Consider the following 15492-nt stretch of genomic DNA (forward strand, 5'->3'; position numbering starts at 1 on the left):
ATACATCCTGCAATTATCTTTTTTGTCCCGGACAAGCGCTTACCGGCAAAGTATAGACGCCGCAACAGGCTTCTGCGCGAGGCCTTTCGGGTTACCGGGTTCCGGTGGAGCCGAAACCGCCTTCACCCCGGTTACTCACATCAAACTCGGAAACCACTTCAAAATCTGCCTGCACAACAGGCACCAGTACCAACTGGGCGATCCGCTCACCAACGTTCACGGTAAAGGCGGAGCGACCCCGGTTCCAGCAGGACACCATCAGCTCGCCCTGGTAGTCGGAGTCGATCAACCCCACCAGATTACCCAGCACAATGCCGTGTTTGTGCCCGAGACCACTTCTGGGCAGAATCATGGCTGCCAGAGACGGGTCGGCAATGTGGACGGACAGCCCGGTGCGGATTAACTGTGTATCTCCGGGCTCCAGCGTTAAAGGCTCGTCCATGCAAGCTCTCAGATCCAGGCCGGCGGAGCCCTCTGTGGCGTATTCGGGAAAAGCAATCTGGCTGCCAATCCGGTCATCAAGAATACGTACCTGCAATTTTTTTCTGCTCATATCATTCCTGTTCAAGATGATTACCGATCAGTGTTACGAGGCGTACCGCAATCGCAGTCTTGGAGGCCGGCCCTATGCTTTCCTGCCCGCCGGGCCAGAATACCGTTACCGTGTTCTGGTCACTGTTGAACCCCATCCCGGGGACGGAAACATCATTGGCAACAATCATTCGCAGGTTTTTGCGCTGCATTTTATCCCTGGCATAGCGGGCAACGTCTGACGTTTCCGCGGCAAAGCCCACAGTAAAAGGCGCATCCGGGCGCGCGGCAATGGTCGCCAGAGTGTCCGGGTTGCGCACCAGTGAAAGCGCCATTGCCTCGCTGGATTTCTTTATCTTGTCACTGGCAAGGTTCTCTGGCCTGTAATCTGCCACCGCTGCGGTGGCAATAAACAGATCACAACCCTCATCAACAGCCCGGCAAGTGGCCTTCAGCATGTCCTCGGCGGTCACCACGTCACGCACCTCTACCCCTGCCGGAGCCGGCAAATTGACCGGCCCGCTGACCAGTACAACGCTGGCACCGGCATCCCGGGCGGCAACCGCCAGTGCATAGCCCATTTTGCCGGAACTGTGATTGCTGATATAGCGCACCGGGTCTATCGGCTCCCGTGTAGGGCCCGCAGTAATCACCACGCGCTTGCCTGCGAGTTTGCCAGTGTCAGGCTGTTTGTCGATAATCAGCCCGGCAATCACGGCAGCTTCAAGCATCCGGCCGGGGCCTTTGTCACCACAGGCCTGCTCGCCCTGGTCCGGGCCCCAGAGTGTAATTTGCGGGTCCTCTTCCAGCAGGCGAATGTTGCGCTGCGTTCGCCCGTTACTCCACATTGCCTGGTTCATGGCGGGCGCCACGGCAATAGGAGCCTCGGTTGCGCAGCAGACGGTGGTCAGCAGATCGTCCGCCATGCCCTGGGCCAGTCGGGCGATGAAATCCGCAGAGGCCGGGGCAATCACAACCTGATCAGCCCATTTGGCCAGTTCGATGTGACCCATGCCGGCTTCGGCCTCAGGATCCAGCAGGGAGGTACGTACCGCCTCACCGCTGAGCGCCTGAAACGTCAGCGGCGTAACGAAAGCTTCCGCGCCCCGGGTCATGACAACCTTTACTTCGTAGTCCGCCTTCTTCAGCAGGCGCACGAGCTCGGCACTTTTATAGGCCGCAATGCCACCGGTTATACCCAGCAGTATTTTTTTCGCCATAAAGGCTCCGTATCCACTTATTTTAAATGCTTACACGATAGCATGCTCTGGCAACGCCGGCAGCCTGTACGCAGCCTGGCACGTTTACCATTTGTTACTTTTTGGAGTAGTCTTTGTAACTTCCCGGGCGCCGGCAAAGAAAAACTGATACCGGTAGCACGCCCGTTCCCCCGGTTGCAGGATGCATCCGGATTCTGAAACCTGCTGCAAGGAAGCGACAATGACTCACCCCACCTGGCCCATGGACGAACGTCCCAGGGAACGATTACTGACGCACGGGGCCGAAAGCCTCTCGGACGCTGAACTGCTGGCCATCTTCCTGCGTACAGGCACCACCGGTATGCCGGTAATGGCGCTCTCGCGTTTCCTGCTGCAGGAGTTCTCCGGGTTGCGCGGGTTGCTAACCGCTTCCCGCAGGCAGTTCTGTGATGTAAAAGGCCTGGGTACCGCAAAGTATGCTCAGGTGCAGGCTGCCATGGAGATGGCCCGCCGGGTTATGGACGAACCTCTGCGCCAGGGTGATCCACTGCGATCACCGGAGGATACCCGCCGCTTTCTCACCAGCCGGTTGGGCACCTACCCCCACGAGGTTTTTGCCGGCCTTTTCCTGGACAACCGGCACCGGGTTATCCAGTATCGCGAATTGTTCAGGGGCACCATTGATGGCGCCGCCGTGTATCCGCGGGAAGTTGTGCGACAGGCCCTGGAAGATAATGCCGCCGCCGTTATTTTCGCCCATAATCATCCCTCCGGGGTGGCCGAGCCCAGCCAGGCGGACATTTCACTCACACGGCGCCTGAAAGAAGCGCTTGGGCTGGTGGATATCAGGGTTCTTGACCATATGGTTGTTGGCCACGGTGAGGTAATATCCCTCGCAGAACGCGGGTTGATGTAAGCTGTCACCGTCAGATGCGAGAAAACTGGCCAAATTCCCAACAATTTTTTGCGTTAGGGAACTGGTTCTGGTATAAAAGCGTCCCTTTCTGGCGGCGTCTGGCGAGCAGCGTTCAGTTTAGAGGCGCAAACAGGGGCGTAACCGTTCCTCGGCAACCAGAGACGCATTAAAATAGAATTCGCATTTATCAAGACCATTGCTCAGGTCGGAGGCAAGTATGTCCAGAGTTTGTCAGGTTACCGGTAAGCGTCCGGTCACCGGTAACAACGTATCCCACGCGATGAATCACACTCGTCGTCGTTTTCTGCCGAATCTGCAGAACCACCGTTTTTGGGTTGAAACCGAAAAGCGTTTCGTGAAGCTGCGCGTATCCACAAAGGGCATGCGCATCATCGACAAAAAAGGCATTGACGCTGTGCTGGCCGATCTTCGTGCCCGCGGCGAGAAAGTATAAGGAGCCGCATCATGCGCGAAAAAATCAAGCTGGTATCTTCAGCAGGCACTGGTCATTTCTACACGACCAAAAAGAACAAGCGTAATACACCGGAAAAAATCGCTATGAAAAAGTACGATCCGGTGGTTCGCAAGCACGTTGAGTACAAGGAAGCCAAGATCAAGTAATTCCTGATCGGCATCCACAAAAAAACCCGGCAACATGTCGGGTTTTTTTGTGGAATTTTTTAACCAATTCAGCAATACCTCAGAACTTCTCCAGGTACCCGTCCGGCAAAGCAATATCCATGGCAATCGGCAAATGGTCAGACATGGGATAACTCACCACCCCGGAGTTCCGTATCTCCAAACTCGGGCTCACCAGAATGTGATCAAGCGCTTTCTCCGGGCGCCAGCTCGGGAAACTGTGGGCAGTGTCCGGCAAAGGCACCAGGTCCGTCTCTTTCAGGGGCGTCTGGGTGAGCAACTGCTCCGCATGGGCGTTCATATCTCCCATCAGCACCACATGCCGGTATTTTGAAATCAACTCACTGATAAAGCCCAGTTGGCGCTGCTGCGCCGACTTGCTCAGGGAAAGGTGCATTATCACCAGAACAAGCGGGTCTTCTTTGGTGCCGTAGCGGGCAACAATGGCCCCTCTGCCAGGAACCCGCCCGGGCAATTTGTACTCTTTTACATCCAGAGGCCGGAACCGACTGAGCAAACCATTGCTGTGCTGGGCAATCTGCCCCAGATTACGGTTCAGTTGCTGATGCCAGTAGGGAATACCAGCTGCCTCGGCAAGATATTGCACCTGGTTGATATAACCGCTGCGCAGGCTACCACCATCACACTCCTGCAAGGCAATCACATCGTAGTTGCGAAGAAGCGTGGCTATTCTGTCAAGATTCTGGATGCGGTTCCGGTGGGGAAGAAAATGCTGCCAGCTTCGGGTCAGGTAGTGGCGATAGGAGGAGGTACTGATACCCACCTGAATGTTGAAGGTCAGCAGCCTGATATGGCGCTGAGGCTCAAACGCGGGCACATGCTCAAGGCCCGAGCTCGAGCCTTTCGACTCGCCCCGGGCGCTGATGATGCCATCTACCTGTTTTCTGAAGCGTTTATACATAGTGACTCTGCTGCAAGACCTCGCTTGGCAACGTTGAACCAAAACACACGGCCCAAAGCCTGGCGTTACTGCTGAGCAGCGTGTTCTTTCTCCACCAGATAATCCACAACCGCCAGCATGGCTTCCAGACTACCGGCCATAGAAGCGCTGACCGTGTACTTGCCATTTACCAGCATAGACGGTGTACCGGTAATGCGCGCGCCGCGGATTTTCGATTGCGCCTGTTGCATACGCGCATTCACACCGAAGCTTTTGAAATTATTCAGGAATTCGTCGCGATCAACACCATGATCGGCAACAAAATCCGCCAGGGACTCAGCATCATTCAGCGGCCGGCGCTGACCGGCCAGAGCCTCAAACAAGGGATCGTGCAGCTTTTCACGGGCATTCATGGCTTCCAGCGCGTAAAAAGCCCGTGCGTGTGGCTCCCAGGAGCGGCCCAGGGCCGCAGGGATGCGCACATAATCTACGTAATCCGGAGCTTTGCTTTCCCAGTCCTCGGCCAGCGGCTTGAAGTTGTAGCAATGCGGGCAGCCGTACCAGAACACCTCCGCCACCTCAATTTTTGAGCCGCTGTCGGTGCGCACAGGCGTATCCAGTTTCTTGTAATGCGTACCTTCCTTCCAGTCGGCAGCACCGGCCTGGCCGAATACTGCCAGAGCTACCACCAACAGGGTGACTGTTCTGAGCGCTCGAAACATGAGATATCTCCGGGTTTTATGAATGTCATTACAGGGGAATTATGACCCGCTGAACCAGAAAAGTTCCACCGTTCGTGGATTATATGATCGAAATAATCGAAAAACCCCGCTCGTGGCGGGGTTTTCGTCAGGTTCCGAACTGTTAAATCAGTTCAGACCGGAAATGTAGCTGGAAACCGCCTCAATCTCTGCGTCGGTCAGCCGGGTGGATACATCCACCATGATCGACGCATTGGCACTGTTAGCCCGGGTGCCGTCACGGTAGGCTTTCAGTTGCTTCGCCAGATACTCGGCGTTCTGACCGCCGAGATGCGGATAGCCTGCCGGCTCGTTACCCTTGCCCTGCGGGCTGTGGCAAGCCGCACAGGCCGGAACGCCGGAGGCCATATTGCCACCACGATAGAGCGCTGCACCTTTATCGACCAGATCAGGATCTGCCTGGCTGACCACCATCTCCTGCTGCGCAAAATAGGCGGCAAGATTTCGCAGGTCCTGCTCTGACATATTATCAAGCTGGCCGGTCATTTCCGGAATAGGGCGCGAATTGTTCTTGATGGCAACCAGCTGATCATACAGATATCTCTCTCCCAGCCCTGAAAGCTTGGGGTAAACCCCCATAATCGGCTTTGCCCCGCCCTGGCCATGACAGGCCTGACAGGCCGCTGCATTCTGTTTACCTGCTTCAGGATCTCCTGCTCCGTGCGCCATAGCTGCAAGGCCAACGCCAAAAACAACTCCTGCGATCAGTTTCTTCATGCTCGCTCCGCTTCTCTCATCTCGAAAATATTCTTGGTATACAGCCGGCAGGCGCTGACCAGTCACGCTCAAGACCCGGACTGACAGCGGTTACGCCAAGCGTACCGCCCGGAATTGGTGTAGCATTATACATTAATCCCTGATAACTGAAATCCAAAGGAATGCCAACCGCTGTGGACTCTGATCTGACTCAAAAAAGCATCTCATTTAACAGCGCCCGCTTTATGGTCAGCGCTCCCCGGCTGGAAGACTGTCCACCGGATACCGGCGCCGAAGTCGCCTTTGCAGGACGCTCCAACGCTGGCAAATCCAGTGCCCTTAATGCAATCACCGCAAACAGCAAGCTGGCCCGAACCAGTAAAACTCCCGGGCGCACACGCCTGATCAACTTTTTCTCCCTGAACCGTGAAAATGCCCGCCTGGTTGATCTGCCGGGGTACGGCTATGCAAAGGTATCCCGGGACATGAAAGACGACTGGCAAAAACATCTGGGGCACTACCTGAATGACCGCCGGTGCCTGCGTGGTCTGGTTCTGGTGATGGACATCCGCCACCCACTCACTGATTTCGACCAGATGATGGTGGAGTGGTGTGAGCATAACAAGCTGCCACTGATGATTTTGGCCACCAAAGCCGACAAACTGAAATTCGGGCAGGCGAAAAACAGCATGCTGGATATAGCTCGCCGACTGGAGAACTTCACCTGCGTGCAGCACTTGCTGATGTTCTCATCCACCTCCAAACGCGGCGTTGATGAGTGCCGGGCTGCGCTCATTGACTGGCTGGAAGCTGGCGCAGAAGAGCAGGCATAAAACAGCGGGAATAAAAGGAATGGCATAAAAAGCAAAAAACCGGCCTGCAAGAAAACAGGCCGGTGAAACGTCAGGGTTTGCGACGTGCTAAAACCTGAGGGTCCTCCAGGGAGACTCAGGAGGCGCCGGAAATGTCCGGATTGCCAGCGCCACTTCTTCTGACCACGGCAGACTGTAAAAGTTCCAGAAGCACCGGATTGCGATTCAACACACTCAGTTCACCGGCGCTTCCTGTTCACCTTCCTGCTCCGGCATTGTTGGCCGGTACTTCTCTCTCAGCTCCAGTACCTGCTCACGATAAGCCGGGGTCAGGTAGGGAATTTCCAGCGTAAGAACCTGATAAATGCCCTGCTTCAATTCCCGCAGGGTCAGGCAGGCGGATGCCTGTTCCGCATGGGCAGTTTTCAGAAACGCCATCCAGTTGGTAATGACCAGCCAGACATTCAACGACATGGCAGCCCTAAGGGATTCCGGTTGTGGCTCGATGATACCGCTATCAGCCAGTTTCTCGAAAATCAGGCTGATGGACGCCAGGCAACGGTTGGTAAATTCACGATAATCCTTGCGCAAGCGCGGATCCCGGTCCAACAGGTATTCCAGATCCCGGTGGAAAAAACGGTAGCTCCACAGGCCATCAAACACAGACTCCAGATAAAACGTCATATCCGCCAGCGTCATTGGCCGGTTTTCCGGGATGTCCAGATAGAAATCCACCAGTTTTTCGTACTCCTGGAATATCTCGTAGATGATGTCGGACTTGTTACGGAAATGGTAATAGAGATTGCCCGGCGATATCGCCAGGTTAGCAGCTATGTGGTTGGTTGTGACGTTGCGCTCACCCTGCTCATTAAATAGCTCAAGGCTCGCCAGCAGTATTTTGTCTCTGGTTTTCATAAGCTCATCGACGTTTGTTGTAGTACAGCTGACAGATGGCCTGATTCGCCATAAGGCCCGCTTGACTACCTAGAGTATATACTCTAATAATACCCCCAAGTGCAAATTGAGCGTTTTTTCGCCAATACCAGACAGCAGGCTGCCGGAGCATGATGACGGCGCCGGGGGGAGGATATTATGAGTGCCAGTGTTGTTCAGCTCACCGAGAGCAAAAAGCACATTCAGCATACCCACAGGGTGTTTGAGAACCAGAAGAAAGCCTTTTACGATAACCCGACACCGTCACTGGCCGAACGCCAGGAAAACCTCAATCGTCTCAAACAGGCGCTGCTCACCTACCAGGATCGCTTGGTGGAAGCCATTGACCGGGATTTCACATGCCGCTCCCGCGATGAATCCCTGATCGCCGAGGTCATGCCTTCAATCCAGGGCATCAACTATGCCCTGAAAAACCTGGCGGGCTGGATGAAGCCTTCCCGCCGGCACGTTTCCATACTGTTCCAGCCCGCCAGCAACAAGGTGTGCTATCAGCCCAAGGGTGTTGTGGGTGTGATCGTGCCCTGGAACTACCCGCTCTATCTGGCTGTCGGGCCTCTGGTTGCCTCGCTTTCGGCAGGTAACCGCACCATGATCAAGATGTCCGAGTTCACGCCTCATACATCAGCACTTTTCAAAGAGCTTATAGAGGCCACCTTCCCGGAGGACCTGGTATCGGTCATCAATGGCGAAGCCGATGTTGCCGCCGATTTTTCCGCACGGCCTTTCGACCATATGCTGTTCACCGGCTCTACCGCCGTGGGCAAGCTGGTAATGCGGGCAGCCTCCGAGAACCTGACCCCGGTCACTCTGGAACTGGGCGGCAAATCACCGGCTATTGTCTCCGCGGATGTTCCCATGGAAGACGCGGCGCAACGCATAGCCTTTGGCAAGGCGTTCAATGCTGGCCAGACCTGTGTGGCACCGGATTATGTGCTCTGCCCGGCTGACCGGACCCAGGCATTTGTCGACGAGTTCCGTGCCCGGTTTTCGGAAATGTACCCCTCCCTGCGGGATAACGACGACTATACGGCTATCATCAACGAGCGCCAGTACAACCGCCTGCAGGGCTACCTGGAGGACGCCAGGGCCAAGGGAGCGGAGCTTGTTGAGATCAATCCGGCAAACGAAAACATGGCCGATGGCACCCACAAGATTCCGCTGACTCTGGTACTTAAAACCACGCCGGACATGAAACTGATGCAGGAGGAGATCTTCGGCCCTATTCTCCCGGTTGTGAGTTACGGCAAGCTCGAGGAGGCGATCCAGTTTATTAACGACCGGCCTCGCCCCCTGGCCCTGTACTTTTTCGGCTACGACCGCGATCAGCAGAACCAGGTAATTGACAATACGCTCTCGGGAGGCATGTGCATCAACGATTCGCTGATGCACGTCGCCCAGGACGACCTGCCTTTTGGCGGCGTAGGCGACTCAGGCATGGGCCACTATCACGGCAAGGAAGGCTTCCTGACCTTCTCGCACCAGCGCGCGATTTTTGCCAAGCAGAAGTTCAACAGTGGTAAATATGTCTATCCTCCTTACGGAACATCGTTCCATAAAATGGTTTATAAATTCTTCATCCGCTAGGCATCCCATGCCTGGGCCGGGGCGCTCGCTCGTCCCGGCAATCGCCATAAACAGAACAACAGCGAGCCGCCTATGAGCAACCTACTCCCCCGACATGAAAATCAGGATGCAGCGTCCCTCAACCGTCGCAGTTTTCTGCGCACCGGCCTGGGTGGCGCGCTGTTTCTGGGCACCGTCAGTGTAACCGCCAGCCTCAGCGGCTGTGCCACAGCCCCTGCGGATCGGCTTGGCGCGGTTGAAACCCGGATGGACGCCAGTTACCGGTTCCGGTTTCTGACAGCCGACGACATCGACCTGTTCGAAGCCCTGCTTCCGGCCATTCTTGGCTCTGCACTCCCGGCGCAACCCAACGCCAGGCGCATGGCAATTGCCGGCACTGTCGAGCGCATTGACGCCGGTATTCACCAGTTCGGGCCGGCCAATCAGAAAGAGCTGCGGCAGTTGTTTGATCTTCTGAATTTCGGTCTTACCCGCATCACCATTGCGCGGGTCTGGTCACCCTGGCCACAGGTCTCCACAGAGCAGGCCAACGGGTTTCTGGAACGCTGGCGCTCAAGCGGTATCGGGCTATTCAACAATGGCTATATGGCTCTCACGAAAATCAGCAACGTGGCGTTCTATGGCTACCAGGAGAACTGGCATCTCTCCGGCTATCCAGGGCCACCCGACTGGGCCGTCCAGGCCCTGCCACAATTTCGCACCAGCTGATCTTCTACCCGTTTTCTTCAGTTTCTTTATACGGAGCCACCACCATGTCGTTAAATGATCGTATCGCCCGGGGTCTGGAATCCGGCTGGAAAGTGACCGATGGCGCAACGCTCACTGCAAACCACACCGCTGAAGCCGATGTGGTTATCGTTGGTACCGGAGCCGGCGGCGGCACTACTGCAGAAATTCTGGCGAAGCGTGGTCTTTCGGTCATTCTTGTTGAAGAAGGCCGCCTCTACTATCAGAAAGACTTCAAAATGGACGAACTCACGTCCTACGCAAACCTTTATCAGGAAGGTATGAGCCGGGTTACCAAAGATGGTGCCATTGCAATTCTGCAAGGGCGTTGCGTCGGTGGCTCAACCACCGTTAACTGGACCAGCAGCTTTCGCACTCCGGATGCCACTCTCAATTACTGGGGCCGACAATTCGGCCTGGAAGACCTGAGCCCCGATGCCATGGCACCCTGGTTCGCTGGTCGCGAAGAACGCCACTCCATGTCACCCTGGGACATGGCCCCCAATATCAACAACGATATATTGCGCCAGGGCTGTGAGAAGCTGGGCTTCAGCTGGCAGATTATTCCGCGCAATGTAAAAGGTTGCTGGAACCTGGGCTACTGCGGGGTAGGTTGCCCCACCAACGCCAAGCAGGGGGCATTGCTGACCACCATTCCCGGTGCGCTTGACCATCAGACTCACATGTACCACGGCCTGCGCGCAGACCGGTTAGTGATGAACCAGGACCGGATTGAGTCACTGCAGGCCACCGCCATGGCCAGCGATGGCATCACCCCGACCTCTGTTCAGGTTACGCTGAAAGCCAGGCATTTCGTGGTGGCCGCCAGCGCCATCGGTTCGCCGGGGCTGCTGCTGCGCTCCCGGCTGCCAGACCCTTATGAGCGGGTGGGCAAACGGTCGTTTATTCACCCGGTGAATGCCAGTGTCGCGAAAATGCCAAAGCTGGTGGACCCGTTCTACGGTGCCCCACAGTCCGTTTACTCCGATGAGTTCAACTTCAGCAGTGGCGTGGACGGTGATGTGGGCTACAAGCTGGAAGTACCGCCTTTGCACCCGGCCATGTCTGCCGGCGTTGTGCCGGGCCATGGCGACGCCCAGGTAAAAAACATGGCCAGCCTGCCCTGGATGCAGTCTGTAATTGCGCTGTTACGCGACGGTTTTCATGCGGACAGCCCGGGCGGTACCGTATCACTGCGGGATGATGGCAGCCCGGTGCTGGATTACCCGGTGACTGACTACCTCTGGCAAGGTCTCCGCAGGGCCTTTTATACCATGGCGGAAATCCAGTTTGCTGCCGGTGCACAGAGGGTTCGCCTGATGCACCTGGATTCCGACTGGTACTCCAGCTGGGCAGACGCAAAAGCTGCCATCGACGCCTTGCCCATGGAACTCCACCGGGTTCGCCTGTTTACCGCGCACCAGATGGGAGGCTGCGGCATGGGGAGTGATCCGAAACAATCCGTGGTCAACAGTTTCGGTGAGCATCATCACGTCAGCAATCTGAACATACACGACGCATCGATTTTCCCGACCAGTATCGGGGCCAACCCCCAGCTGTCGGTTTATGCACTGGCGGCCCGAAACAGCACGCGGCTGGCACAACGACTGAGAACCTGATGTTCTCCTGCAGGCAAGCACCGGCGCAACAGCGCCGTGCTCCGGGTTGGTCTTCAGCCGGTCTACAGAAACGGTGAAAATGCTGATACTCTGAGCGCCTGTTTCAAAAGGAGCTGTGCATGCCTAAAGTCATTTACCCTGGCACCTTCGACCCCATTACCAATGGCCACACGGACCTTATTGAACGGGCCAGTCGCATGTTTGATGAAGTGGTGGTTGCCGTTGCCTATAACTCGAAGAAGAAACCGTTGTTTGACCTGGATGAGCGCTGCGAACTGGTTCGACAGGCAACCAGTCACATTCCAAACGTCAGCGTGACCGGCTTCAGCTACCTGCTTGCCGATTTTGTCCGCGACCAGGGCGCCACTGTGATCATCCGTGGCCTGCGCGCCGTGTCGGATTTCGAGTATGAGTTTCAGCTTGCGGACATGAACCGGCGCCTGGCGCCGGAACTGGAAAGCGTGTTCCTGACACCCTCGAATCACCTCTCTTATATTTCCTCAAGCCTGATCCGGGAAATTGCGTCACTTGGCGGGGATGTATCCGAGTTCGTTGACCCTGTTGTGGAAGCGGCTCTGAAAGAAAAATTCAGCGAAGCCTGAAACCTCAGCCCCTCAGCCAGTGACAGAAAAGCCCCGTCCGGGGCTTTTCTGTTAACCCCACCGTTTAAAAAAGTGGAGGCAGTGGGATTTCCTGGCCATTCACCTGAATCACCAAATCGTTCAGCGTTGCTGCCAGTATTAGTCGTTCTCCCTCAGGCACCAGCAATCCCTGCTTGATCAGCGGCGCAAGCTGCAGGCGAACAGCGGGGTAATTTTCTGCCAATGCCAGAGGCACGCTCAGATCCATTGTCCCGGTCAGCCCCTGCATCACCATCAACATTTCGGCTTTCCGGGCTTGGTTCAATTCCGGATGGCTGAGCATCAGGCTGCCGCTAACCTTGCCCTCGGGCGTATTCAGGGTCAGTTCCGGGAGCCCCGCGGAAAACCCTGCCGCCACCAGGTCACGCATGGCTGTATTCACCTCTCCCATGGCCGCCATCTGCCGTTCAAACGCCTCCCGGCCACCCGCATCCGGTGACTGCACCATGCCCTGAAGCTCAGCCATGCTGGCGGTCAGCCGGCTCCAGCTTGAAACATCCAGGTTTTCCAGCGCAAAGACCAGTTTATGCGGCCCCCAGGCTTCGCCTTCAAAACGAACAGTCTCTGCTTCAACCGACAAGCGGGAATCCAGGCGCTGGCCGTCATCACGGGCCTCGGTGCTGCTTAGCGCTCGCAAGCCCTCTATGGTGGCCGCCGGCGCATCGGGGGATGCCAGGGCAAGAGAGGCGACAGAGGCCTCCATACTGCCTGTCCAGACATCACCATCCAGGTGAGTCATGCTCTGCTCTACACGAAAGTCGTTAACACGGATACTCATATCCGGGCCGGTGAGGCTGATCTGGGGCCACACAACCAGTGTTTCAGCCCGGGATCCGGTATCACTGACTTCAAGCCGGGCAACACCGCCGCTGGTTCTGAGTGTCTCTCCGCGCTCGGGATTGTCAATGGCGATGGCCGGGGCTTCCAGCTCAAGTGCAGCGGTACCCCAAAGCCGGGTTTCCAGAGTCAGCCTGGGCCGCTCCTGAAACCAGTCAGCGCCTTCCGGGGCCCAGCCGCCCACCGGTTTGAAGTCGATGAAACTACCGGTGATGCCATGGGTCACGTTGGCCCGATACGCGATCAGGTGAGTTTCACCGTTCTCGGGGTTGAGCACCCTTAGCGCGCCGGCCAGCTCCGATCCGAAAAAGCCCCGGCGGTACTCTTCGGTCTGCATCTTCAGGAAGGGCTGGGACTGGTTCAACTCATGGGTGACCTGCTGCCACTGTTGTTCGGTTACGTAACCTACCACCCAAGGCATTGCACCAGCGACAACCAGCACACCGGCGCCGGCAATGATCCACTTTGCTTTCAAGAATTCTCTCCATCTGAAAATATCAGGATTTACCCGTCAGGCGTTCAAGCAGCACCAGTTGCGAAGCGATCCGCTCCTCACCCTCCGCCGGCTGGTTCTGAATATAACCGCCATCCGGCTGTAGCATCCATGACTGGCAGTTGTCGGCAAGGTAAACGTCCAGGTCCTCACGCACCCGTGCAATCAGTTCCGGATCCTCAATGGGAAATGCTGTCTCGACCCGGCTCAGCAGATTACGTTCCATGCAATCTGCGCTTGAGCAATAGACCTCCGGTTTGTCATCGTTGCCAAAGTAGTAAGCCCGGGTATGTTCCAGAAAACGCCCGACGATGGAACGCACTCGAATGTTCTCCGAAAGACCGGGTACGCCAGGTCGCAGGCTGCAGATGCCACGAACAATAAGATCAACCTGCACCCCGGCCTGTGAGGCCTGGTAAAGAGCCTTTATCAGCCGGATTTCAGTCAGCGCGTTGATCTTGATTATGATGCGCCCCTTTTCACCCAGGCTGGCTTCACGCTCAATCAGGCTGAGTAATCGTTTGTGCAGCGTAAAGGGCGCATGGAACAGTTTCTTGATCTTCAGGGCCTTGCCCATGCCGGTTAGCTGCTGAAACAGCTTGTTGACGTCGTCACCAATGGATTCATCGCAGGTCATGAAGCTGTAATCGGTGTACAGCCGCGCGTTGACCGCATGATAATTGCCGGTTCCCAGATGCACATAACGGCGCAGGCGACCCTCCTCACGGCGCACAATCAGAATCATCTTGGCGTGGGTTTTATAGCCCACAACGCCGTACACCACGATCACACCGGCTTCCTGCAGCCGGCTGGCCAGCTCCAGGTTCTCCGCTTCACTGAAGCGCGCCCGCAGCTCGACCACCGCAGTGACTTCCTTGCCACGCCGGGCCGCATCCGCCAGAGCCTCAACAATCTCGGAATTGGCACCGGTACGGTAAAGGGTTTGCCGGATAGCCAGCACCTGCGGGTCTTTCGCGGCCTGGCGCAGCAAATCCACTACCGGACTGAAGTTCTGAAAAGGATGATGCAGAAGGATCGGCCGCTTTCGAATAGCGTCAAATATGGTTTCCTTGCTGCGAATCTGCCGGGGTATGGAGGGCGAGAAGCTGGAATAGGTCAGATCAGGACGATCCACCAGGCTGGTGACCGCCATCAGCCGGGTGAGATTCACCGGCCCGTTCACCTGGTACAGGTCTCTTTGCCCCAGACCAAACTCGGTCAGCAAAAACTGCACAAGCTCTTGCGGGCAGTTGTCGGCCACTTCCAGCCGCACGCCATCACCAAACCGGCGGCTGAGCAACTCGCCGCGCAGCGCGGAAGCCAGGTCTTCCAGATCGTCTTCCAGCTCGAGATCCGCGTTACGGGTAAGACGGAACTGATAACAGCCCTTGACCTCCATACCCGGGAACAGTTCATCGGCGTGGGCGTGAATCATGGAGGACAGAAAAACCAGATTCTCGCCTCCGTTGCAGATCTCATCCGGCAGCCGCACCAGCCTTGGCAATGAACGTGGTGCCGGCACTATGGCCATACCTGTCTCACGGCCAAAGGCGTCCTTGCCGTCCAGCTCGACAATAAAGTTGAGGCTTTTATTCACCAGGCGCGGGAACGGATGCGACGGGTCCAGCCCGATGGGGCTCACCACCGGCAGGATTTCCTCCTCGAAATACTTGCGTACCCACTCTGCCTGCTCCGGCGTCCATTCCCGGCGGCGCACAAAGTGAATACCCTCCTTTTCCATCTCCGGAATCAGGACATGGTTCAGGATGTCGTACTGCTCATCAATATATTCGTGGGCAACACGGCTGATTTCACTCAGCGCCTGTTCCGGCATGAGACCGTCAGCACCCAGGGTTTCGCGACCGTACTTCATCTGCTGGCGCAGGCCGGCCACCCGTATTTCAAAGAACTCATCCATGTTACTGCTGAAAATACAGCAGAAAATCAGCCGGTTGATCAGAGGGTGAGTTGTATCCAGCGCCTGTTTCAATACCCGGTAGTTGAACTGCAACTGGCTCAGTTCACGATTGAAGTAGTTTTCACTGGCGTCCAGATCGATCACTTCACCCACGGGCGGAATTTTTATTGGTGCAGGTACACTCCGCTCCCCGTGTGCGGTCAGATTTCTGGCGATTTCCGTTCTCATGGCGTTCCAATTCCTGTTTGATGTACCACCTGCAGAC

16 protein-coding genes are annotated in these 15492 nt (G+C 56.4%); 8 read left to right on the top strand and 8 right to left on the bottom strand.

From position 1 onward, the window contains the following. Positions 1 to 91 precede the first annotated feature (91 nt). Positions 92 to 553 (bottom strand): dUTP diphosphatase, encoded by a 462-nt coding sequence (gene dut, locus CDH48_RS12030; RefSeq protein ID WP_100688986.1) that lies wholly within the window; start codon positions 551 to 553, stop codon positions 92 to 94. A gap of 1 nt (position 554) precedes the next feature. Continuing rightward, a complete protein-coding gene (gene coaBC / locus CDH48_RS12035) occupies positions 555 to 1751 on the bottom strand; it encodes a bifunctional phosphopantothenoylcysteine decarboxylase/phosphopantothenate--cysteine ligase CoaBC (RefSeq protein WP_100688987.1) in 1197 nt (398 codons plus the stop codon). A gap of 220 nt (positions 1752 to 1971) precedes the next feature. Between coaBC and radC the strand changes: the two genes are divergently transcribed. The 3 genes from radC to rpmG all read left to right on the top strand — a co-directional run bounded on the left by radC (position 1972) and on the right by rpmG (position 3267). Further along, the gene (gene radC / locus CDH48_RS12040) at positions 1972 to 2646 is read left to right on the top strand and encodes a RadC family protein (RefSeq protein WP_100688988.1); all 675 of its coding nucleotides are present in this window, start codon (positions 1972 to 1974) and stop codon (positions 2644 to 2646) included. 217 nt (positions 2647 to 2863) lie between these two features. Continuing rightward, on the top strand, positions 2864 to 3100 hold the full coding sequence (rpmB, locus tag CDH48_RS12045) for a 50S ribosomal protein L28 (protein WP_058091504.1): 237 nt from the start codon (positions 2864 to 2866) through the stop codon (positions 3098 to 3100). Between the two features lie 11 nt (positions 3101 to 3111). Beyond that, a complete protein-coding gene (gene rpmG / locus CDH48_RS12050; protein WP_091701227.1) occupies positions 3112 to 3267 on the top strand; it encodes a 50S ribosomal protein L33 in 156 nt (51 codons plus the stop codon). A 79-nt stretch (positions 3268 to 3346) separates the two neighbouring features. Here the strand turns inward: rpmG and CDH48_RS12055 are convergent, their stop codons facing one another. The 3 genes from CDH48_RS12055 to CDH48_RS12065 form a co-directional block, all read right to left on the bottom strand. Further along, positions 3347 to 4207: an endonuclease/exonuclease/phosphatase family protein gene (locus CDH48_RS12055; RefSeq protein ID WP_100688989.1), complete on the bottom strand. Its 861-nt coding sequence runs from the start codon at positions 4205 to 4207 to the stop codon at positions 3347 to 3349. 65 nt (positions 4208 to 4272) lie between these two features. Then, the gene (locus CDH48_RS12060; RefSeq protein ID WP_100688990.1) at positions 4273 to 4908 is read right to left on the bottom strand and encodes a thiol:disulfide interchange protein DsbA/DsbL; all 636 of its coding nucleotides are present in this window, start codon (positions 4906 to 4908) and stop codon (positions 4273 to 4275) included. Between the two features lie 147 nt (positions 4909 to 5055). Further along, positions 5056 to 5664, bottom strand: a complete 609-nt coding sequence (locus CDH48_RS12065) for a c-type cytochrome (RefSeq protein WP_100688991.1) — start codon at positions 5662 to 5664, stop codon at positions 5056 to 5058. Positions 5665 to 5837: 173 nt separating this feature from the next. Between CDH48_RS12065 and yihA the strand changes: the two genes are divergently transcribed. Beyond that, positions 5838 to 6476: a ribosome biogenesis GTP-binding protein YihA/YsxC gene (gene yihA, locus CDH48_RS12070; RefSeq protein WP_100688992.1), complete on the top strand. Its 639-nt coding sequence runs from the start codon at positions 5838 to 5840 to the stop codon at positions 6474 to 6476. Between the two features lie 213 nt (positions 6477 to 6689). Here yihA and CDH48_RS12075 read toward each other — a convergent pair whose 3' ends face one another. Continuing rightward, a complete protein-coding gene (locus CDH48_RS12075; protein WP_100688993.1) occupies positions 6690 to 7370 on the bottom strand; it encodes a TetR/AcrR family transcriptional regulator in 681 nt (226 codons plus the stop codon). 177 nt (positions 7371 to 7547) lie between these two features. Between CDH48_RS12075 and CDH48_RS12080 the strand changes: the two genes are divergently transcribed. From CDH48_RS12080 to coaD, 4 genes are all read left to right on the top strand, one after another. Beyond that, positions 7548 to 8993 (top strand): coniferyl aldehyde dehydrogenase, encoded by a 1446-nt coding sequence (locus CDH48_RS12080; protein WP_100688994.1) that lies wholly within the window; start codon positions 7548 to 7550, stop codon positions 8991 to 8993. Positions 8994 to 9065: 72 nt separating this feature from the next. After that, positions 9066 to 9701, top strand: a complete 636-nt coding sequence (locus CDH48_RS12085) for a hypothetical protein (RefSeq protein ID WP_100688995.1) — start codon at positions 9066 to 9068, stop codon at positions 9699 to 9701. A 44-nt stretch (positions 9702 to 9745) separates the two neighbouring features. Further along, positions 9746 to 11338, top strand: a complete 1593-nt coding sequence (locus CDH48_RS12090; RefSeq protein WP_100688996.1) for a GMC family oxidoreductase — start codon at positions 9746 to 9748, stop codon at positions 11336 to 11338. A gap of 119 nt (positions 11339 to 11457) precedes the next feature. After that, positions 11458 to 11940 carry a pantetheine-phosphate adenylyltransferase gene (coaD, locus tag CDH48_RS12095; RefSeq protein WP_100688997.1) on the top strand — a complete coding sequence of 161 codons (483 nt, stop codon included), beginning with the start codon at positions 11458 to 11460 and terminating at the stop codon, positions 11938 to 11940. A 64-nt stretch (positions 11941 to 12004) separates the two neighbouring features. Here the strand turns inward: coaD and CDH48_RS12100 are convergent, their stop codons facing one another. Beyond that, a complete protein-coding gene (locus tag CDH48_RS12100; protein WP_100688998.1) occupies positions 12005 to 13291 on the bottom strand; it encodes a DUF945 family protein in 1287 nt (428 codons plus the stop codon). 22 nt (positions 13292 to 13313) lie between these two features. Next, the gene (gene ppk1 / locus CDH48_RS12105; RefSeq protein ID WP_100688999.1) at positions 13314 to 15455 is read right to left on the bottom strand and encodes a polyphosphate kinase 1; all 2142 of its coding nucleotides are present in this window, start codon (positions 15453 to 15455) and stop codon (positions 13314 to 13316) included. Between the last annotated feature and the right edge of the window lie 37 nt (positions 15456 to 15492).

Source organism: Marinobacter aromaticivorans (assembly GCF_002806975.1).
In the GTDB taxonomy this organism is placed as follows: domain Bacteria; phylum Pseudomonadota; class Gammaproteobacteria; order Pseudomonadales; family Oleiphilaceae; genus Marinobacter; species Marinobacter aromaticivorans.